At 64.2% G+C, this 19,954-nt stretch carries 24 protein-coding genes; 13 read left to right on the top strand and 11 right to left on the bottom strand.

Translation table 11 applies throughout. From position 1 onward, the window contains the following. Window positions 1-167 precede the first annotated feature (167 nt). Complete coding sequence (locus ACIU1A_RS26610) at window positions 168-596, top strand: GNAT family N-acetyltransferase (protein WP_404925646.1); 429 nt, start codon at window positions 168-170, stop codon at window positions 594-596. A gap of 21 nt (window positions 597-617) precedes the next feature. Here ACIU1A_RS26610 and zapE read toward each other — a convergent pair whose 3' ends face one another. The 3 genes from zapE to ACIU1A_RS26595 all read right to left on the bottom strand — a co-directional run bounded on the left by zapE (window position 618) and on the right by ACIU1A_RS26595 (window position 3,025). Continuing rightward, a complete protein-coding gene (gene zapE / locus ACIU1A_RS26605) occupies window positions 618-1,877 on the bottom strand; it encodes a cell division protein ZapE (RefSeq protein WP_404925645.1) in 1,260 nt (419 codons plus the stop codon). 28 nt (window positions 1,878-1,905) lie between these two features. Next, a complete protein-coding gene (locus tag ACIU1A_RS26600) occupies window positions 1,906-2,445 on the bottom strand; it encodes a protease inhibitor Inh/omp19 family protein (RefSeq protein WP_140492818.1) in 540 nt (179 codons plus the stop codon). Between the two features lie 136 nt (window positions 2,446-2,581). Next, window positions 2,582-3,025, bottom strand: a complete 444-nt coding sequence (locus tag ACIU1A_RS26595) for a glyoxalase/bleomycin resistance/extradiol dioxygenase family protein (RefSeq protein WP_140492821.1) — start codon at window positions 3,023-3,025, stop codon at window positions 2,582-2,584. A gap of 129 nt (window positions 3,026-3,154) precedes the next feature. Between ACIU1A_RS26595 and ACIU1A_RS26590 the strand changes: the two genes are divergently transcribed. From ACIU1A_RS26590 to ACIU1A_RS26555, 8 genes are all read left to right on the top strand, one after another. Beyond that, window positions 3,155-4,174, top strand: a complete 1,020-nt coding sequence (locus ACIU1A_RS26590; protein ID WP_404925644.1) for an MBL fold metallo-hydrolase — start codon at window positions 3,155-3,157, stop codon at window positions 4,172-4,174. 89 nt (window positions 4,175-4,263) lie between these two features. After that, the gene (locus tag ACIU1A_RS26585) at window positions 4,264-4,425 is read left to right on the top strand and encodes a DUF1328 family protein (RefSeq protein WP_140492827.1); all 162 of its coding nucleotides are present in this window, start codon (window positions 4,264-4,266) and stop codon (window positions 4,423-4,425) included. A 72-nt stretch (window positions 4,426-4,497) separates the two neighbouring features. Next, on the top strand, window positions 4,498-5,382 hold the full coding sequence (gene dapF / locus ACIU1A_RS26580; protein WP_404925643.1) for a diaminopimelate epimerase: 885 nt from the start codon (window positions 4,498-4,500) through the stop codon (window positions 5,380-5,382). Next, window positions 5,382-6,707, top strand: a complete 1,326-nt coding sequence (mtaB, locus tag ACIU1A_RS26575; RefSeq protein WP_140524972.1) for a tRNA (N(6)-L-threonylcarbamoyladenosine(37)-C(2))-methylthiotransferase MtaB — start codon at window positions 5,382-5,384, stop codon at window positions 6,705-6,707. The genes dapF and mtaB overlap by 1 nt, the downstream gene beginning before the upstream one ends. Window positions 6,708-6,719: 12 nt before the next feature. Then, on the top strand, window positions 6,720-8,555 hold the full coding sequence (gene ftsY, locus ACIU1A_RS26570; RefSeq protein WP_404925642.1) for a signal recognition particle-docking protein FtsY: 1,836 nt from the start codon (window positions 6,720-6,722) through the stop codon (window positions 8,553-8,555). Window positions 8,556-8,608: 53 nt separating this feature from the next. Next, window positions 8,609-9,283, top strand: coding sequence for a septation protein A (locus ACIU1A_RS26565; protein ID WP_140492839.1), 675 nt, complete (start codon window positions 8,609-8,611; stop codon window positions 9,281-9,283). Window positions 9,284-9,307: 24 nt separating this feature from the next. Further along, entirely contained in the window at window positions 9,308-9,928 is a 621-nt protein-coding gene (locus tag ACIU1A_RS26560) for a pyridoxamine 5'-phosphate oxidase family protein (protein ID WP_404925641.1), read from the top strand. A gap of 30 nt (window positions 9,929-9,958) precedes the next feature. Continuing rightward, a complete protein-coding gene (locus ACIU1A_RS26555; RefSeq protein WP_404925640.1) occupies window positions 9,959-10,489 on the top strand; it encodes an NADPH-dependent FMN reductase in 531 nt (176 codons plus the stop codon). A 3-nt stretch (window positions 10,490-10,492) separates the two neighbouring features. Here ACIU1A_RS26555 and ACIU1A_RS26550 read toward each other — a convergent pair whose 3' ends face one another. Beyond that, the gene (locus tag ACIU1A_RS26550) at window positions 10,493-10,699 is read right to left on the bottom strand and encodes a 4-oxalocrotonate tautomerase family protein (RefSeq protein WP_013892236.1); all 207 of its coding nucleotides are present in this window, start codon (window positions 10,697-10,699) and stop codon (window positions 10,493-10,495) included. 23 nt (window positions 10,700-10,722) lie between these two features. Next, window positions 10,723-11,640, bottom strand: a complete 918-nt coding sequence (locus ACIU1A_RS26545) for an SMP-30/gluconolactonase/LRE family protein (protein ID WP_404925639.1) — start codon at window positions 11,638-11,640, stop codon at window positions 10,723-10,725. 309 nt (window positions 11,641-11,949) lie between these two features. Here ACIU1A_RS26545 and ACIU1A_RS26540 point away from each other — a divergent pair, with 309 nt between their 5' ends. Further along, complete coding sequence (locus tag ACIU1A_RS26540) at window positions 11,950-12,117, top strand: hypothetical protein (protein WP_140492852.1); 168 nt, start codon at window positions 11,950-11,952, stop codon at window positions 12,115-12,117. 115 nt (window positions 12,118-12,232) lie between these two features. On the opposite strand, the gene ACIU1A_RS26535 is transcribed toward ACIU1A_RS26540, so the two are convergent. Further along, window positions 12,233-12,826, bottom strand: coding sequence for a hypothetical protein (locus tag ACIU1A_RS26535; RefSeq protein ID WP_140554860.1), 594 nt, complete (start codon window positions 12,824-12,826; stop codon window positions 12,233-12,235). Between the two features lie 44 nt (window positions 12,827-12,870). Beyond that, complete coding sequence (locus ACIU1A_RS26530; protein ID WP_140524978.1) at window positions 12,871-13,488, bottom strand: TetR/AcrR family transcriptional regulator; 618 nt, start codon at window positions 13,486-13,488, stop codon at window positions 12,871-12,873. A 74-nt stretch (window positions 13,489-13,562) separates the two neighbouring features. Between ACIU1A_RS26530 and ACIU1A_RS26525 the strand changes: the two genes are divergently transcribed. Continuing rightward, window positions 13,563-14,846, top strand: coding sequence for an MFS transporter (locus ACIU1A_RS26525; protein ID WP_140880322.1), 1,284 nt, complete (start codon window positions 13,563-13,565; stop codon window positions 14,844-14,846). 86 nt (window positions 14,847-14,932) lie between these two features. On the opposite strand, the gene ACIU1A_RS26520 is transcribed toward ACIU1A_RS26525, so the two are convergent. Next, window positions 14,933-15,160, bottom strand: coding sequence for a hypothetical protein (locus tag ACIU1A_RS26520; RefSeq protein WP_224518939.1), 228 nt, complete (start codon window positions 15,158-15,160; stop codon window positions 14,933-14,935). 253 nt (window positions 15,161-15,413) lie between these two features. Here ACIU1A_RS26520 and typA point away from each other — a divergent pair, with 253 nt between their 5' ends. Further along, on the top strand, window positions 15,414-17,243 hold the full coding sequence (gene typA / locus ACIU1A_RS26515; protein ID WP_140492867.1) for a translational GTPase TypA: 1,830 nt from the start codon (window positions 15,414-15,416) through the stop codon (window positions 17,241-17,243). Between the two features lie 60 nt (window positions 17,244-17,303). Here typA and ACIU1A_RS26510 read toward each other — a convergent pair whose 3' ends face one another. Then, window positions 17,304-17,930 (bottom strand): DUF1062 domain-containing protein, encoded by a 627-nt coding sequence (locus ACIU1A_RS26510; RefSeq protein WP_224704323.1) that lies wholly within the window; start codon window positions 17,928-17,930, stop codon window positions 17,304-17,306. 384 nt (window positions 17,931-18,314) lie between these two features. Between ACIU1A_RS26510 and ACIU1A_RS26505 the strand changes: the two genes are divergently transcribed. Further along, window positions 18,315-18,929, top strand: a complete 615-nt coding sequence (locus ACIU1A_RS26505; RefSeq protein ID WP_404928018.1) for a LysE family translocator — start codon at window positions 18,315-18,317, stop codon at window positions 18,927-18,929. A 3-nt stretch (window positions 18,930-18,932) separates the two neighbouring features. Here ACIU1A_RS26505 and ACIU1A_RS26500 read toward each other — a convergent pair whose 3' ends face one another. After that, window positions 18,933-19,256, bottom strand: a complete 324-nt coding sequence (locus ACIU1A_RS26500) for a YciI family protein (protein ID WP_140492873.1) — start codon at window positions 19,254-19,256, stop codon at window positions 18,933-18,935. Between the two features lie 129 nt (window positions 19,257-19,385). Further along, the gene (locus ACIU1A_RS26495) at window positions 19,386-19,949 is read right to left on the bottom strand and encodes a peroxidase-related enzyme (protein WP_140518063.1); all 564 of its coding nucleotides are present in this window, start codon (window positions 19,947-19,949) and stop codon (window positions 19,386-19,388) included. Between the last annotated feature and the right edge of the window lie 5 nt (window positions 19,950-19,954).

Raw genomic sequence — 19,954 nt, 5'->3', positions numbered from 1 at the left:
GAGACCGGAATGCTGCGGGGATCCCGCGAGATTTCGCCGCACCCAATAGCCCCGGCGCCGCGTAAATTCAAACGATTATTTTGGAGCGAGCGTTTTCAATCGGTTAGAGTGACTGGGAATTACGTAAACGTAAAAGTTTGAAAACTCGACTGGGCAAAATCTACACGATGAAGATGGAGATCGTAAGACTTGATGCCGGCAATGACGCCCTTGTGATGCGGGTCGCCCTCGATGTGTTCGACGAACCGGTCAGGCCAGATCGATTGGCAGTCTATCTCAGGGAACCCGGCCACTTCATGGTCGTGGCGCTCGCCGACGGCGTGACCGTCGGTCAATGCGCCGCCATCATTCACCGTCATCCCGACAAGGCGACGGAGCTCTACATCGACGAGGTCGGCGTATCGCCGGCCTTCCAGCGCCAGGGCATCGCGCGAAAGATGCTCGGCGCGATGTTTGCGATCGGCAGGGAGAATGGCTGCGAAGAAGCCTGGGTCGGCACCGAGCCGGACAACCGTGCCGCCCGCGCGCTTTACGAGTCGCGCAAGGAGACGCACGAGTCAGCAGAGAGCTTCCTCATGTATGTTTATCAACTGTAGCGAGGCTGACAGGAGTTCGGCCTATCTTCGTCCTAGGGTGCGCGCTTCGCTTTGCGTCGCTCCGCCCTGGGACGAAGGCGGCGTAGCCGGCGCCTGCCGCGCCTCCGGCGTCGTCTTCGCCTTCCGCCGCTCCGCCCAATCCTCCAGCCAGTCGCGGCTCTGCATCTCGATCAGCCGCGAAGCCGTGCGTTCGAACTCGAACACCTCGACGCCGCGCTTGGCCACATAGAGTTGCTGCGGCGGCGCTTCCGCGCTTACCACCAGCCTGATGTGATGGTCGTAGAGCGTGTCGACCAGCAGGATGAAGCGCTTGGCCTCGTTGCGCCGGCCTTCACCCAGCACCGGAATGTGGTCGACAAAGATGGTCGAGAAGCGGTCGGCAAGGGCCAAATAGTCGCGCGCGCCGAGCGGCTTCTCGCACAGATCGGCGAAGGAAAAACGCGCCGCGTCGCCGGCGGCGCGCGGAACGGCCAACTGCCGGCCTTTGACGGCAAGCGACGCCTCGGCCGTCGGCGCGCCGTGCGTCATCGTTTGCCAAGCCGCGTCCAGCGCCTCATCGGCCGCCGCATCGGCGGGCGTGACATAGACTGGCGTACGGGCAAGCTTTTCCAGCCGATAGTCCTTGTCGGCATCGAGCGAGAGCACCTGCGCGTGCCGTTCCAATATGCCGATGAAGGGCAGGAAAAGCTGACGGTTCAGCCCGTCGCGATAGAGGTTCTCCGGCGCTACGTTCGACGTCGCCACCAGCACCACGCCGCTGGCGAACAGCGCCGAAAACAGCCGGGACAGGATCATCGCATCGGCGATGTCGGTGACCGAGAACTCGTCGAAACACAGTACCCAGGCCTGTTCGGCAAGCGCCCGCGCCACCGGCGGAATCGGATCGTCTTCCCTCACCGTGCCGTCCTTGCGCTCCTGCCGGTGCTTCTGGATGCGGTCCTGCACCTCGGCCATGAAGTCGTTGAAATGCACGCGGCGCTTGCGCCGCACCGGCAGCAGCTCGAAGAACAAGTCCATCAACATGGTCTTGCCGCGGCCGACGCCGCCATGGATGTAGAGGCCCTTGACCGCCTCGTGCGTCTCGCGCCTTCGGGCGAAGAGCCAGCCAAGCGCGCTCGATTTGTGCGCCAGCCGCTTCACCGAAATCTCTGATACCAGCCGGTCGAGAGCGGTGACGATCCGCTCCTGCGCCGGATCGCGCTCGATGGCACCGGTGTCGACCAGATGATCGTAACGCTGCCTGACGGTCACATGGGTCTGGAGGCCGTCACGCAGATGCATAGGTCACGTCGTTGTCGAGGGGCTTGGCTTACCTTGTAAGCGAGATCGGCAGGCCATTGGAAGTCTGGCCGTCGAATTTCGAGCCGCCCGAGGAATAGAGCCGTGCCAGCGTGCCGCCATTCTCGTCGTAGAGCGTCAACTGCTTGCCGGCGACGTTCCAAGACTTGATGCCGTCGATCGGTGCCGGGCAATGCAGCGGTCCGGCGCGGAAACCGGCGCCGAATTTGGTCTGCGGCGTCGCCACCTTGCAGCTCTGACCGGAAACGCTGGCGTTCCATACGCCGGCGACACTGGCCGCGGTCAGGTCCGGCGCACCCGCCGGCGCCGAACCGTCCGGCGGCAAGGAGGCGACCTGGCTGTTCTGCGGCGCGGTCGGGAATTGCGAGGGATCGGTGGTGCCGGGAGAGGCCGGAGGCGGCAACTGGTTGGCCGTCACTTGCCCGGACGGTGCTGGCTGCAGCGGCGCCGGCTGCTGGTCGTCCATCGAGGAAAACCGTGACGTTGAGCAGCCGCTCGCAACGAGCGCCGCCAGCGATACGGCCACCAGGGCTGTTTTCGAAAAAGTCATTCCAACCTCCGTCGGATCCGGCGGGGCTGCCGTCCGCACAATGTCGCCCTCCACCAAGATGGAGAAGGTGGCGAAATTTCAACCCGATATGGTTAAAATAGGGTTTGCGCCAAGAATTGTTGCAAATTTGTCGCTATCATCCGGCCAGCGGAGCGCTCGGCACGAATATATAGCCGTCCGGTCCGACGACATAGCTCTCGCGCAGGCCGTGCGGCTTGTCGATCGCTCCGGCCAGCACGATGTGGCCGTGATCGCGCGCGGCGGCCTCGACCGCATCCGGATTGGCGCCGTAAAGGCGCAGTTCGATGCCGGCGCCGCGTGTCTCGGCGCCGGCGATCGTCCCTGTCATGGCATTGTCGAGATAGGAATGGTCGGCGTGCAGCATGAACACCGAGCCCAGCAGCTCGATCGCCGCGAAATCCTCGTCGGCATAGATGATATCGGCGCCGAGCACGTCGCGGCAGAAGGCTTCCATGGCCGCCATGTCGCTCACCAGCAGGTTGACGCCGATGCCGCGCGCCAGCGAGCGGCCGAAATCCCCGGCCTTCATCCATGGTGTCCTGGTCCGCTTCATCGCCATGGCATCGTCCTCCCCAATCCGATCCTACTCAAGCCGGCCGCCCGGGCCGTTGGCATTCGGCCGGCAAACGCTTGCGCCAGCCGGCACAAGGGCTATGTCTATCAAGACGAAATTCGCTGGAGCCGCAAATTGGCTGCGAGACCGAAAGCCGCCAATCGCTACTATAACGGCCCGCCCAGCGATCATTTCGACGGAACCTTGTTCTTCAATCCCGGCGGCCAGCCGCCGGCGCGTTTCGCCGATCTGCTGAAATGGCAGTTCAATGGCCAACGCTCGAAATGGCCGGCCACCAATCCGAGCCCCTTTCCGCAGGCAAAGCCGCCCGCACGTGTCGAGGGCGCCGGCCTGACCGTGACCATGGTCGGTCATTCCACGCTGCTGGTCCAGACCGCGGGCCTGAACATCCTCACCGATCCGGTATGGTCGCTGCGGGCCTCGCCGTTCTCCTTCGTCGGGCCGAAACGCGTCAACGCGCCGGGCATCGCCCTGGCCGACCTGCCGCCGATCGATCTCGTGCTGATCAGTCACAATCACTACGACCATCTCGACATCCCGACGCTGAAGCAGCTCAAGGCCAGGCACGACCCGCTGGTGGTGACCCCGTTCGGCAATGACGTCCTGATTGGCGGGGCGGTTCCCGGCATGCGGCTCTCGGCGCATGACTGGGGCGACAGGGTCGACATCGGCGATGGCGTGGCCGTCCATGTCGAGCCGGCGCATCACTGGTCGGCGCGCGGCACACGCGACCGGCGCATGGCGCTGTGGGCCGGCTTCGTCATCGAGACGCCGGCCGGCCGGATCTATTTCGCGGGCGATACCGGCTTCCATGATGGCATCAACTACCGGCTCATAGCTCACAAGCACGGCGGCTTCCGCTTCGCCATCCTGCCGATCGGCGCCTATGAGCCGCGCTGGTTCATGGCCTCGCAGCATCAGAACCCGGAGGAGGCGGTGCAAGGCATGAAATTGTGCAACGCCGCCTATGCGGCCGGTTGCCATTGGGGCACGTTCCAGCTCACCGACGAGCCGATCGACGAGCCCGCACGCAAGCTCGACGAGGCGCTGGAGGCCGAGGGCCTGCCGCCGGAGCGTTTTCGCGCCTTGCGGCCGGGCGAGGTCTGGGATGTGCCGCAGGAAGCGGCGCTCTGACCGGGGCCTGCCGCGGCAGGCGGAACCCGAGCGCCACCGGCGCGTTTGTTGAAAGGGCTTCGATTTCTATCGCTTTGCGAGGCATTTCCATGCTCAGATGGATCATCATTCTCCTGATTATCGCCGCCGCTGCGAGCCTGCTCGGCATGCCTGCATTAGCGGGTGCGGCGGCCACCGGCGCGCGCATCCTGATCGGTATCGTGCTGATCATATTCCTGCTGATCGTGCTCGGCGTCTTCGCCGTCACCTGAAGGCGCGATGCACTGGTAATTCCCGCCCTTTTCCGCCATATAGCGGCAAACAGTACGGAATGACCGGAAGAAATGGCAGGCACCGCCCCCTTCGCCAAGATGAACGGCATCGGCAACGAGATCATCGTTGCCGACATGCGCGGCCGTGCCGACCGGGTGACGCCGACAGCTGCGATCGCGCTCAACGCCGATGCCTCGACGCGGTTCGACCAGATCATGGCGATCCATGAGGCGCGGACGCCGGGTACGGCCTATTTCATCGACATATTGAATTCGGACGGCTCGGGCGCGCAGGCCTGCGGCAACGGCATGCGCTGCGTCGTCCAGGCGCTGGCGGCCGAGACCGGACAAAAGACATTCACCTTCGAGACCGTCGCCGGGATCCTCAACGCGCAGGAACATGCCGACGGCTCGATCTCGGTCGACATGGGCACGCCGCGCTTCGGCTGGCGGGAGATTCCGCTCGCCGAGGAATTCCGCGACACCCGCATGATCGAATTGCAGGTCGGGCCGATCGACGCCCCGGTGCTGCATTCGCCCTCGGTCGTCTCCATGGGCAATCCGCATGCCATCTTCTGGGTCGACCGCGACGTCTGGTCCTACGAACTCGACCGCTTCGGCCCACTGCTCGAAAACCATCCCATCTTCCCCGAGCGCGCCAACATCACCATCGCGCAGGTGACCTCGCCCGACAGCATGATCATCCGCACCTGGGAACGCGGCGCCGGCCTGACCAAGGCTTGCGGCACGGCATCCTGCGCCGCCGTCGTGGCAGCGGCCCGCACCCGGCGCACCGGACGCAGCGTCAACCTTCTGGCTCCTGGTGGCGGCTCGCTGCATGTGGAATGGCTCGAAAACGACCATGTCATCCTGACCGGCGCCGCCGAATGGGAGTTTTCCGGCAGCTTCGATCCCTCGAACGGCGCCTGGGCGCGCGACACCGAAAGCGCGGCCTGATGCCCGCTCCTTTCAAGGATGGCGATGTGGGGAAGGGCCCCAATCGCATCGAACTGGTGACCTTCGGCTGCCGGCTGAACACCTATGAATCCGAGGTGATGCGGCGCGAGGCCGAAACTGCGGGCCTCGGTGGGCTGGCTGGCGGCGCCGTCATCTTCAACACCTGCGCCGTCACCGGCGAAGCGGTCCGCCAGGCCAAACAGGCGATCCGCAAGGCGCGCCGCGACAACCCCGAAGCTCGCATCATCGTCACCGGCTGCGCGGCGCAGACCGAGCCGCAGAATTTCGCGGCCATGGACGAGGTCGATCTCGTCCTCGGCAATGAGGAGAAGCTGAAGGCCAATTCCTATCGCGCGCTGCCGGATTTCGGCGTCAACGACAGCGAGAAGGCGCGCGTCAACGACATCTTCTCCGTACGCGAGACCGCCGGCCATATGGTCGATGCCATCGAGGGCAGGGCACGCGCCTTCGTGCAGGTGCAGAATGGCTGCGACCACCGCTGCACCTTCTGCATCATCCCCTATGGCCGCGGCAATTCACGCTCGGTGCCGATGGGCGCCGTGGTCGAACAGGTCAAGCGGCTCACCGGCAACGGCTATGCCGAGATCGTGCTGACCGGCGTCGACATGACCAGTTTCGGCGCCGACCTGCCGGGTGCGCCGAAACTCGGCAGGCTGGTGAAGACGATCCTGCGCCAGGTGCCGGACGTGAAGCGCCTGCGCCTCTCCTCCATCGATTCCATCGAGGCCGACGACGATTTGCTCGACGCCATCGCCACCGAGCCGCGGCTGATGCCGCATCTGCATCTGTCGCTGCAATCCGGCGACGACATGATTTTGAAGCGCATGAAGCGTCGGCATCTGCGCGATCAGTCGATCCGCTTCTGCGAAGACGTGCGCAAGCTGCGCCCCGACGTCGTCTTCGGCGCCGACATCATCGCCGGCTTCCCGACCGAGACGGAGGCGATGTTCGAAAATTCGGCAAAGATCGTCGAGGAATGCGGGCTGACCCACCTGCACGTCTTTCCGTTTTCGCCGCGCGAAGGCACACCCGCCGCGCGCATGCCGCAGGTCCGCCGCGAAGTGATCAAGCAGCGGGCAGCCCGCCTGCGCGCCGCCGGCGAGACGGCATATCGCCGCCATCTGTCGTCGCTCTCCGGAACGCGCCAGTCGATCCTGATCGAGCGCGACGGGCTCGGCCGCACCGAAGGGTTTACGCTCGCCGCGCTCGCCACCGGCGCGCCGGGCGAGATCGTCGAAGCAACAGTCACCGGTCATGACGGCGCCCGGCTGATCGCGGCCCCGCTTGCCGCCCGCGCCGCCTGAGAAACGCAAGAGATGGCCGGGTTCTTCAAGAAGATATTTTCGTTCGGCAAGAAGGAGGTCGTCGAGGAGCGCGTCGACGAGACCGCCCCGCTGCCGCCGATCAAATGGGATCAGCTCGACACGCTGAAGCCGGCGGCCGAGCAGGCCGTTCCGGAATTCCTGAAGCGGGAGGAGACCCAGGCTCAGCCTCCCGTCGAGCCCGCGCCGCCCGAGGAGCCGACACCCGAGCCTGCCCCGGCCATTCCGCCGGTGCCGGAGCCGATCGTTCCGCCCGAGCCGGAACCCCTGCCGGAGCCGCGGCCGGAGGAGGAACCGGCACCGGCGCCAGAGCGCCCGGAGCCGCCGGCCCCTGAGAAAATTCCGACACCCCCGGCCATTCCGGAGCCTGCGCCCGAACCGCGGCCGCAGGAGGTACCGCAACCAGCGCCCGCCGAGCCGGAAATGGTCCCGTCGCGCCCGGAGCAGCTGCCGGAACCGGCACCCGCCGAAGTACCGACGCCCGCCGAAGTTCCGGTCGAGACGCCGGCGCCAATCGAGATTCCTGCGACACCGTCTTCCGCGCAGCCTTCACAGGCCGGCGCCGCCCCTCATCCGCCTGCCGGCACCTTCTCCCCGTATAGTGACGGGGAGAAGGAAGAAGCTGCAACGCCAACGCCTCCCTCTCCCCGTCCTTCACGGGAAGAGGGCGAGGGTGAGGGGCAGCGCCGACCTGTCGAGAACCTGGCACCCAGCGCCGAAACCGCCGCCGAAATCTCGCCGCCGATTCGCCAGCCTGCGCCGATCGAGCCGCAGCCTGTGCGCGCCGAGATCGCGCCGGAACCTGAGGCAGTTCCCGTCCCGCCGAAGGCTGCGCCCGCCCCCGGAAAGGTAACGGTCGCCAGAAAGGTGGAGCAGAAGGCCGAGCCGCAGAAGGCGCCGGAGCCGGCGCCGCGGCGCTCCTGGTTCCAGCGCATGCGGGACGGGCTTGCCCGCTCCTCGCGCGAATTGTCGGGCAACATTGCCGGCGTCTTCACCAAGCGCAAGCTCGACGACGACACGCTGCAGGATCTGGAGGACGTGCTGATCCGCGCCGATCTCGGGCTGGAGACGGCCTTGCGCGTCACCGATTCGCTGGCCGCCAGCCGCTACGGCAAGGATGTCTCCGACGCCGAGGTCCGCACCGTGATGGCGCAGGAGGTCGAGAAGGTGCTGACCCCCGTCGCCCTGCCGCTGGAACTCGACCTCAGCCACAAACCGCATGTCATCCTGGTGGTCGGCGTCAACGGCACCGGCAAGACCACGACCATCGGCAAGCTGGCGGCCAAACTGACCGATGGCGGCCTGTCGGTGATGCTGGCCGCCGGCGACACCTTCCGAGCCGCCGCCATCGAGCAGCTCAAGATCTGGGGCGAGCGGACGAAATCGCCGGTCATCGCCTCCAAGCTCGGCGCCGATGCCGCCGGCCTCGCCTACGATGCCTTCGAGAAGGCGAAGGAAGCGGGTTCCGACGTGCTGATCATCGACACCGCCGGCCGATTGCAAAACAAGGCCGAGCTGATGGCCGAGTTGGAAAAGATCGTGCGCGTGCTGGGCAAGCTTGATCCGGAAGCCCCGCACACCGTGCTGCAGACGGTCGACGCCACCACCGGCCAGAACGCGCTCAACCAGGTGGAGATCTTCCGCAACATCGCCGGCGTCAACGGCCTGGTGATGACCAAGCTGGACGGCACGGCGCGTGGCGGTATTCTGGTGGCGATCGCGGCAAAACACAGATTGCCGGTCTATTTCATCGGCGTCGGCGAACAGGTCGACGACCTCGAACCGTTCTCGGCAAGCGAATTCGCCAGGGCGATCGCTGGCGTTGCGTAACAGCATGATCCCGGGAAGATTGCTTCAACCGGATCGTGCGTAAGAAGGAAGATATGAACCCACCCATTCTCGAACGCGATCCGTCCGACCCGCAGAAAGAGAAGAAGGAAGGCGTCAACCCGCTGCTCAAGCTCGTTCTCGAGCTAGGGCCGCTGCTGGTGTTCTTTTTCGCCAATGCGCGCGGCGAATGGCTGACGCAGAAATTCCCGGCGCTGGCTGAATTCGGGGGCCCGATCTTCGTCGCCACCGGCCTGTTCATGGCCGCCACTGCGATCGCGCTGGTCGCGTCGTGGCTGCTCACCCGCACCCTGCCGATCATGCCAATGGTATCAGGCGTCGTCGTCTTCATCTTCGGCGCGTTGACGCTCTACCTGCAGGACGACATTTTCATCAAGATGAAGCCGACCATCGTTAACACGCTGTTCGGCGGCGTGCTGCTCGGCGGGCTGTTCTTCGGCAGATCTCTGCTTGGCTACGTCTTCGATTCCGCCTTCAGGCTCGATGCCGAGGGCTGGAGAAAACTCACCTTCCGCTGGGGTCTGTTCTTCCTGTTCCTGGCCCTCGTCAACGAGGTGGTGTGGCGGAATTTTTCGACCGATGCCTGGGTTACCTTCAAGGTCTGGGGCATCATGCCGATCACGCTTCTGTTCACCTTCAGCCAGATGCCGCTGATCCTGCGCCATTCGCTGGACGACAAGACCGGCGGCGAAGAGAAGGCCGGCAAGTAAGGCCTGCAAATTGGGGGGAGTGCCATGGAATTCGTCACCACGCGCGAAGAGCTGCGGACGATCTACAAGACGCCGCGTCCGACGGATGGCTCGATCCGCAAAGAATTGAAGGCGCTGGACGGCCATTGCCGCTCCTTCATCGGCAAGAGCCCCTTCGTGCTGATCGGCTCCTCCGACGGCGAAGGCAATGCCGATGTGACGCCCAAAGGCGACAAGCCAGGATTCGCCGCCGTGCTTGACGACAGGACCATCGCCATCCCCGACCGGCCCGGCAACAACCGGCTGGATACGCTGGAGAACATCCTGCTCAACCCGTCGGTCGGGCTGCTGTTCCTCATTCCCGGCATGAACGAGACGCTGCGTGTCAATGGCGATGCCGGCATCACCGTCGACGCCGCTTTGCGCGAACGGCTGGCCGTCGACGGCAAGGAGCCGCAGAGCGTCGTCGTGGTCGCCGTCAAGGCCGCCTACATGCATTGCGCCAAGGCCTTCATGCGCTCCGACCTTTGGAAGCCGGAGAGCTGGTACGACCGCGCCACGCTGCCGACGCTCGGCCAGATCCTGCGCGACCAACTGGCGCTCGCCGATTCGGCCGAGGCGACCGACCGCTGGCTGGACGACGGATACAAGCAGACGATGTGGTAGCGTGCGCGGAAGATTCGTCCGAGCGTCGCCTTGCTGAACCTCCTTGCCATTTCCGGCAGCCTGCGGGCGGCCTCCACCAATTCGGGCCTGGTCGCGGCACTGGCGTGGAACGCGCCAGAGGGCTGCCGCGTCGCCATCCATGAAGGACTCGGCCTGCTGCCGATCTTCAACCCCGACGACGAGGGTGAGCGGACGCCGTCCGAAGCGTCCAGGCTGATCGATGCCGTCACCGCCGCCGACGGCGTCATCATCTCATGCCCGGAATATGCGCATGGCGTGCCGGGCGGCCTGAAGAATGCGCTCGACTGGCTGGTGTCGCGCGATGCCGCCGTCGACAAGCCGGCCATGCTGGTGCACGCCTCGCCGCGCTCGCTCTATGCCCGCGCCGCATTGGCGGAGATCATGCGCACCATGTCCTTCGCGCTTTATGACGGCGGGCTGGAGATCGGGCTGCTCGGCAAGAAGCCAGCTGAGGTGGAGGCCGTCCTGGGGGAGCAGGCGAACGCGTTGGCAATGCGCGATGCGTTGTCCGCTTTCGCGGATTTCATTCGCGCGCGTTAGCGCCTACCCTTTTCTCAGCGTCTCGACATCGGTCTTGCCGACGTACCAGTCGCGGGCGTTGACCTCCTCGAAGACCACCCAGACATCGTCATTGCCGAGCCCGGTGGCGTCCATGATCGCCGCCGTGACTTTTTTGGCGATGTCGGCTTTCTTGCCGGCCGGATCGGCGGCGATCACTTCCTTGACGATGCGGATGTTGACGAATGGCATGACGTCCTCCCCTTTAATTCAGCTCAGTAGGTCTTGGCGCCGTTCACCATCAGCCGGACCATGTAGAGCGAGGTGGTGCCGGCAATGTAGAGACAGTTCAGCTTGGCGCCGCCGAACACGCAATTGGCCGTCACCTCGGGCCCCTTGACCTTGCCGATCAGCGTTCCGTCCGGATCGTAGCAATGGATGCCATCGGCGGCGCTGGTCCAGATGCGCCCGGCATCGTCGAGCCTGAAGCCGTCGAACAGGCCTGCGGTGCAGTCGGCGAAGACTTTTTCACCCGAGACCTTCTTGCCGCCCTCGCCGACATTGAATACCCGCATATGCGCCGGGTTCTGCGCGCCATGCGTGCGGCCGGTGTCGACGACATAGAGCTTGCTCTCGTCGAGCGAGAAAGCCAGCCCGTTCGGCCTGACCATGTCGGTGATGACAGCCTCGACATCGCCGGTACCGGGATCGACCCGGTAGACATGGCAGGCGCCGATCTCGCTCTCGGCCCTGTCGCCCTCGTAATCGGTGTCGATGCCGTAGGTTGGATCGGTGAACCAGATCGAGCCGTCCGACTTGACCACCACGTCATTGGGTGAATTCAGCCGCTTGCCCTTCCATTTGGCGGCAATGGTGGTGACCGAACCGTCGAACTCGGTGCGGCTGACGCGGCGCCCCGAATGCTCGCAGGTCACCAGCCGGCCCTGCCGGTCGACGGTGTTGCCGTTGGAATTGCCGCATGGCTGCCGAAACACGCTGACGCTGCCGTCGGTCTCGTCGTAACGCATCATGCGGTTGTTCGGGATGTCGGACCAGACGACATAGCGGCCGGCGGCGAACCAGGCCGGCCCTTCCGCCCATCGGCAGCCGGTGAAGAGCTTATCCACTTGCGCATTGCCGTTGAACAGCCGCGCAAAACGCGGATCGAGAATTTCGTAGTCGGCGGCGGCCATTCTTTCCTCCCGGTAACGTTGGCAATCCGGCGGCGATCAAGCCAGCAGGAGATCGATATGGCAAGGTCGGCGGCGATGACATTTCCGCAATTTGTAAGACAAAACGACAGGAACAGGCATTCCCATCATGGGAAGGGCAATGCGCCGGCGCCGGGGGTGGCGTTCAGGCGCCATTAACCGGCTATGCACGCAGCGCAATGGTGCATTGCAACATCTTCTTTTTGCGATGCACCATTCCTATGTCATGCTCCGTATCGATCAAGGGAGGAAGAAACCGGCCGCCAAATGCGGCCCAGAAGGAAACTCGCTATGATCCTCGACAGCCTCTTGACCCGCGCCCGCAGCAGCATCGCCAAGCGCAAGAACTACAACCGCCTCGTCGCTGAAATCGACAGCTTCTCCAGCCGCGATCTGGCCGACATGCGCGCCGACCGCTCGGAAATGCTTTATCAGGTCCACAAGCAGATCTACGGCTGAGCCCACAACAAGCAGATTCGCGCGCTCCGAGACATTGCTCTTCCTCAACGGTGATGACGAGGGCGCGTGAAAACAGAAGCATTTGACACGTCGGCGAGCGGCGAACGCTTGTCCTTCAATTGTCGACGCGCCCGAAAGCCGGCACCTCGCCGATGACGGTGCGCCGGTCCTTGCCGCAGGCGAAGGACCGTGCTTTCTCGTCGGCAAGCTTGCGCGCCTGATCGTTGGCGGCAGGATTTCCTGTAGCCAGCACCAGTGCGACCGTGCAGCCGTCGCGCGCATCCATTTGCGCGACCTTGGAGACGAGCAGCACGTCGGTGGGTTTCTTCTCGTCTTCCGGATTGCTGATCGAGCGGCGGTGAATGACCGCGAACGGCACCGCCTTGTCGCCGTCGGTCTCGATGCGCCACTCGATCCTGGCGCCTGAGGAATTGAAGCCGGAGAAACTTTCCCAGACCGATGTCATGTCGCCGCCGGGCGGGAAACCATAAAACAGCGATTCGCGCGCATCGTCATAGGCGATCAGCACCGGATATCCACGATAGCCCGAACAGGCGAGGTCGGCCCAGTCGCCATCGCCGTCCCCGGCTTGCGCATAGGTGACGCAGTCGTTCTTCCAGTCGAGATCGGTGTAGGCGCTCGATATCTCGCCGGCATGCGCTGCCTGGCAGACGCTGGCGAGAACGAGCGGAAGAACCAGGCTGCGCATCGCGGACATCTCCGTTGAAGGTCGCAGCAGCCTATCGCCAAACACTATTTCTTCAAGCTCGCCTCGATCAGCAGATCGGCGTTGATCGCCACCGACGCCGCCGGGCCACCGGCGCCGAACAACTGGCCGCTGATATAGGCGCCTTCGATCAGAAGCAGCAGACCGTCGCCCAGCGTGTCGGCGTCGGCGGCATTCATCGCGGCGGCCATGGCGCGCAGGCGGCGGCGCAGTTCCTGCTTGTTGTCCTCGCTCACCACGCGCGCCGGATGGCCGCGCTCGGGATATTCTACGGCCGCATTGGTCATGCCGCAGCCGCGATAGTCAGGCTTCTGCGTGCGCTTGCCGACGCGGGTCAGGAAGGCTCGGATTTGCGCGCGCGGATCGCCGGGATGGGCGTTCACCGCCTCGTCGAAGCGTTCCCAGAATTCGAGGTCGTATCGGCGCAGATAAGAGGCGGCCAATTCGTCCTTGGAGGGAAAGCTGCGATAGAGGCTGGGCTTGGTGACCCCTGCGCGCCTGACGATCTCATCGACGCCAATTGCCCTGATGCCTTGCCGGTAAAACAGATCGCGCGCCACGCCGAGTATCTTTTCCGCCGCCTTTGGCGGAGCCGACGCGTGAGCGCTGCTGATGGACGGTTCAATTTTATTGTCTGGTGGCATTCGCGGTCTCGGTTGACACTGTTACCGATCGGTACGTATACATGTTTCCATCCTGCAACGTACCGGTCAGTAACATGCTAGCTCAATCCCGTCCATTTGGCCAGCGCTACGCTTTCGTCGTGGTCGCCGTCATCTTTCTCTGCCTGCTGATCGCGGCCGGCCTGCGCTCCGCGCCAGCCGTCATGATGCTGCCGCTGGAGGAAAGTTTCGGCTGGCGGCGCGACGTGGTGTCGCTGGCTGCCGCGGTTGGCATCTTCCTCTACGGCCTGACCGGGCCGTTTGCCGCCGCGCTGATGGAGCGGATCGGGCTGCGGCGCACACTGCTTGCCGCGCTTGTGGTGATGTCGGCCTCCACCGCGCTCAGCCTGCTGATGACCAAGCCATGGCATCTGCTGATCACCTGGGGCGTGTTTTCCGGCGTCGGCTCCGGCGCGGTCGCCACCGTGCTCGGCGCCACCATCGTCAACCGCTGGTTCAAGACCAACCGCGGCCTCGTCATGGGCTTGATGTCGGCCTCCAGCGCCACCGGTCTGCTGGTCTTCCTGCCGCTGCTGGCCTCGCTGGCGCAGTCAGGCGGCTGGAAGCCGGTCGTCACCGCCATCTCCGTCGCAACGGCCTGTCTGGTGCCGCTGGTGCTGCTGCTGGTGCCGGAACGCCCGGCATCGATCGGCATGGTGCGCTATGGCGCGGAAGCCGACGACGTGCCGCCGGTACCGCCGGCGGCACAAGGCAATTTCCTGACCCACACGCTGACCACGCTGCGCCGCGCCGCCGGCACGCGCGTCTTCTGGTACCTGTTCGCCACCTTCTTCGTCTGCGGTTTCACCACCAACGGGCTGGTCGGCACGCATCTCATCGCATTTTGCGGCGATATGGGCATCAACGAGGTGCAGGCGGCTGGCCTGTTGTCGATGATGGGCATTTTCGACCTGATCGGCACCACGCTGTCGGGCTGGCTCACCGACCGTTTCGATCCGCGCAAGCTGCTCGGCGTCTATTATGCGATCCGCGGCCTTTCGCTGATCTATCTGCCCTATTCCGGCTTTTCGGCGACCAGTCTGATCATCTTCGCCGTGCTTTACGGTCTCGACTGGATCGCCACCGTGCCGCCGACGCTGCGGCTCGCCAATGAAGCCTTCGGCGACCGCAGCGGCCCGATCGTGTTCGGCTGGATCGTCGCGGGCCATCAGGTGGGCGCGGCAACCGCCGCCTTCTTCGGCGGCACCATGCGCGAACTGCAAGGCAATTACGAACTGGCCTTCCTGATCGCCGGCATGACCGCGATTGCCGCCGCCTGTATCTCGCTCCTGATCAACACCAGCCGGCCGGCGTTCGACCCGGAGCCGCAGGCGGCGTAGTGCGCCTTCGGACGAGGGGCCGTCGGTCAGATTGGCGATCTTTCAATAAGGGGAGATCGGCAGCTTCGCCAACGGCGCGCAGCCGATCAGTCGGGATAGCAGACTATCGGAACGTTGGGCCAAACCGCGCTATCGCAGTTGGCGCTTTGCTGCCTTTGCTTGAAGGCCGCGCTGACCGGCCCCGTCACCACCGGATCGACCCCATCGGGCGCATCCGCAAAGACCTGTTCGGCGCTCGGGATATCGCTCGGCAGAGCGGGCCGCGCTTCCTTGAGCGTCGCCGCGGATTGAGCGGCGCCGGCAGCCAGCAGCACGGCGAGAGCCGCAGTTGCGAGAATCGGCCGAAATTTGACGACTGCGTTGGTCATGGTGTTCGAACTGCCCGGGCCCGCAAAAGGTTCCCGCCTTGGTTAACAAAACCATTTCACATGGCGATGCTTAAGATTTGATGATTATTTGGTGTCGCGCTTCCTCTTTCGCAAATGCGAAAAACCCTGTATGAGCCGCGCAACACGAAAGAGGCGGCGCCTTTTGGCCTGCTGCCTGCAACGCTCCCGAGACCAGATCATGAACCTCCGCAATATCGCGATCATCGCGCACGTCGACCATGGAAAGACCACCCTTGTCGACCAGCTTCTGAAACAATCCGGCGCCTTCCGCGACAATCAGCGCGTCGCCGAACGCGCCATGGATTCCAACGACCTCGAAAAGGAACGCGGCATCACCATCCTGGCCAAGGCGACCTCGGTCGACTGGAAGGGCACCCGCGTCAACATCGTCGACACCCCCGGCCACGCCGATTTCGGCGGTGAGGTCGAGCGCATCCTGTCGATGGTGGATTCGGCGATCGTGCTGGTCGACGCCGCCGAAGGCCCGATGCCGCAGACCAAGTTCGTCGTCGGCAAGGCGCTAAAGGTCGGCTTGAAGCCCATCGTCGTCATCAACAAGATCGACCGGCCGGACGCCCGCCATGTCGAGGTGGTCAACGAGGTGTTCGACCTGTTTGCCGCGCTCGACGCCACCGACGAGCAGCTCGACTTCCCGATCCTTTATGGTTCGGGGCGCGACGGCTGGGTCTCGGAAAATCCGGAAGGTCCCAAGGACCAGGGCCTGTCGCCGCTGTTCGATCTCGTCCTCAAGCATGTGCCCGCGCCGACCGTGCATCCCGGCCCGTTCCGCATGATCGGCACTATCCTGGAAGCCAATCCGTTCCTCGGCCGTATCATCACCGGCCGCATCGAGAGCGGCACGCTGAAGGCCAACCAGGCGGTCAAGGTGCTGCATCATGACGGCACCCAGATCGAAACCGGCCGCATTTCCAAGATACTGGCCTTCCGCGGCCTCGAGCGCCAGCCGATCGAGGAAGCGCAGGCGGGCGACATCGTGGCCATTGCCGGCCTGTCCAAAGGCACCGTCGCCGACACGTTCTGCGACCTGAGCGTGAGCGAGCCGCTGCACGCGCAGCCGATCGATCCGCCGACCGTGACCATGTCTTTCCTCGTCAACGATTCGCCGTTGGCCGGCACGGAAGGCGACAAGGTGACCAGCCGCGTCATCCGCGACCGCCTGCTGCGCGAAGCCGAGGGCAATGTCGCGCTCAAGATCGAGGAATCGCCCGACAAGGATTCCTTCTTCGTGTCGGGCCGCGGCGAATTGCAGCTTGCCGTGCTGATCGAGACCATGCGCCGCGAGGGCTTTGAAATCGCCGTGTCGCGGCCGCGCGTGGTCATGCAGAAGGGCGAGAACGGCGAATTGCTGGAGCCGGTCGAGGAAGTCGTCATCGACGTCGACGAGGAGCATGCCGGCGTCGTCGTGCAGAAAATGTCCGAGCGCAAGGCCGAGATGGTCGAATTGCGCCCCTCCGGCGGCAACCGCCAGCGCCTCGTCTTCCACGCGCCGACGCGCGGCCTGATCGGCTACCAGTCGGAACTCTTGACCGACACGCGCGGCACCGCCGTGATGAACCGGCTGTTCCATGCCTATGAGCCCTATAAGGGCGAACTGCCCGGCCGCACCAACGGCGTGCTGATCTCCAACGAGCAGGGCGAGTCCGTCGCCTACGCCATGTGGAACCTGGAGGATCGTGGCCCGATGGTCATCGATCCGGGCGTCAAGGTCTATCAGGGCATGATCATCGGCATCCACTCCCGCGACAACGACCTGGAAGTGAACGTGCTGAAGGGCAAGAAGCTGACCAACATCCGCGCCGCCGGCAAGGACGAGGCGGTCAAGCTGACACCGCCGATCCGCATGACGTTGGAGCGCGCGCTGGCCTGGATCCAGGACGACGAGCTGGTCGAGGTGACACCGAAGACCATCCGCCTGCGCAAGCTTTACCTGGATCCCAACGAGCGCAAGCGCTTCGAGAAATCGTCCAAGGCCGTCGGCGCCGCGTAATTTCTGCTTTCTGATCGTATCCGGGAGGGGCGGAGCACCAGGTGCTTCGCCCTCTGCCGTTCATCCCCTGGCGGCAGATATGATGGCCTGCCGGTCGGGTTCGCCGGCCAGATCGACGCGGACCGTCGTCCCGTCGCGTGCCGGCTTGCGCAAAGCCTTGGCCCCGTCGCAATCGACAACCAACAGGCCTTTCTCCTCCAGGGCTTGAAGTCGCGACCGTGAGATGCCGAGTTCGTTGGCGAGCAAACGATCGAGCCGCAGCGATATCGGCATTTCGAGCCCGAGCCGGAGCTCCAGCACGCTTGCAGCTTCGCTTGTCCCGCCAAGCGCCGTCTTGTGCACGTCGACGTCGGGAAACTCCTCGACACGCCCCACCTGGCCGCGCAGTGCGGTCACATCGAATGCATGGCGCCGGGCAAGTGCTGCATCGTTGCTCTCCAGCGCCCGCAGCAGCGCCGGCTCGATGTCGCGGCGGTTGCGGCGCTCAAAAATGCCGAAATTCCAGGAATTGTCGCAGTTGATACAACGATAGATCAGCCAGACGTCAATGCGCTTGCCGTTGGCGTTGACGCGGAACTTTCCGTTGCTGCGATAGGCTTTGATGTCGCCGCAGCGATTGCAGGTGATCAGGGGACGTGGTGCGATTTGAGGCGCGACCGTCCAGCGGATACGCAGAATAGAAGACATGCCGATAAGCCCTTCCCGTCGGGAAGTTCATCAGGTCGGCAATGTCGAGATGCCCAAGCGGGCGCGGCGTGGCGGTAGGCTGCGGTTCTTGGGATCAGGCGTCGCGGCGCATGCGACAGCGGTTCAGCAGTGCCAAACCGGTCTCGAACCGCCGCCCAGAGGAACACATGAAATGGAAAAAGGCACCGTTGTGGCGGCGCCATGCATTGTGTCGGGGGAGTTGACGAGACCGGCGGTTACGTAGGCAAAGTGAAGCTCGAAATTGTTTCGCGGCGATCTATCTAGCCGCGAGATGCCGGGCCGGCAAGCATGTTGATGCTACCGAAACTCGATCGCTTGCGCTATTGTCTGGCATTGAAGGTTTTTCAAGCCGAGATCCTCACCATGCATCTCACCTCGCTCCTGATCTTCGCCGGCGCGCTCTTCGTGGCCGCCGGTTCGCCGGGTCCTTCGATCGCGGCACTCGTCGCCCGCGTCATCGCCAAGGGATTTCGCGACGTGTTCCCGTTCCTGCTCGCCATGTGGATCGGCGAGGGCATCTGGCTGTCGCTGGCGGTGTTCGGGCTGGCGGTGGTGGCGCAGACTTTCCATTTCGCTTTCGTCATCGTCAAATGGGTCGGCGTCGCCTATCTCGCTTACCTCGCCTGGAAGATGTGGACCGCGCCTGTCGAAGCGAAAGAAGGCGAGATGCCGCGCGAGGACTCGCCCGGCAAACTGTTCTTCGCCGGCATGGCCGTGACGCTCGGCAACCCCAAGATCATGATATTCTACCTGGCCTTGCTGCCGACCATCATCGACCTTGCTTCGGTGACGGTGGTTGGCTGGATCGAGCTGACGGCGACCATGGCGGTGGTGCTTGTTATCATCGACCTTGCCTGGGTGCTTGCCGCCGCCCAGGCGCGCAAGCTCCTGAAGAGCAAGCGCGCCATGAGAATTGCCAACCGCGTCAGCGCCACCACCATGGCCGGTGCAGCCGCGGCGATCGCGGCGCGCTCGTGACCGTCACATCATTTCGACGATCGGCGCGATCTCGACGCTGAAGGCCGGGTTCATCAGGATCGGGCAATCCCTGGCCTTGGCGACGGCATCGTCGATGTCCCTGGCTTCCACGATCGTGTAGCCGGCGGTCGGGTTGCTGCCGCCATTGTTCTCGACCTTGCCGTCGGGCAGCACCGTCTTCGACATGCCGACCGGATTGCCGCCGTCGACCACGGCCGAGCCGAGCTTGCCGTACCAGCCGTTCCAGGCATCCATCGCCGCTTTGCGTTCGGCCTCCTCGGTCGGCATCTTGCCGGAGCCGTGATAGACATAGAGAAATTTCGCCATGTTCTCCTCCCTTTTCGGCGGCATCGAACCGGCATGCGGTCATGCCGCCCGGCGATCATCGGACCAAACCGGCAAACAAGCAATGAGAATGAGAGATAGCTAATGTATGGCAAGGTCAGGCCCTGCTCGTCACCTTGCCATCGCGTGGTACTCGGGGTTCGGGCGCATATCGATTGCCGCCGCCACCCGGTTCGACATGTTGAAGAAGGCGGCCGTGGAGGCGATGTCCCAGATGTCGCGGTCGGTGAAGCCGGCCATACGCAGGGCCGCGCGGTCGGCTTCGACGATCTTGGCCGGCTCCTCTGTCAGCTTGACCGCGAATTCCAGCATCGCGACCTGCTTCGATGAAAGATCGGCGGCGCGGAAATTCATTACCATCATCTCGCCGAGCGAAGGGTCGCCCGACAGCTGCCGCACGGCGGCGCCATGCGCCGTCAAGCAGTAGTAGCAATGGTTGATGGAGGAGACAGCGACCGCGATCATCTCGCGCTCCAGCTTCGACAGGCCTGAATCACCCAGCATCAGATCATTGTACATGTCGGTGAAGGCACGCAGCTTCTTGTCGTCGAAGGCATAGGCGCGCAACACGTTGGGGACCAGGCCGAGCTTCTCCTCGCATTTGGCGAAATAGGTCCTAGTCGCATCGCTCAGCTCAGCGGCGGCGAGATCGAGCGCGGTGATCTTGTCGGTCATGGGCA

It is taken from the genome of Mesorhizobium maamorense (genome assembly GCF_044998965.1).
Taxonomy (GTDB): domain Bacteria; phylum Pseudomonadota; class Alphaproteobacteria; order Rhizobiales; family Rhizobiaceae; genus Mesorhizobium.
The sequence above is the reverse complement of the archived record's forward strand: the minus strand, read 5'-3'. Positions and strand labels throughout refer to the sequence as shown.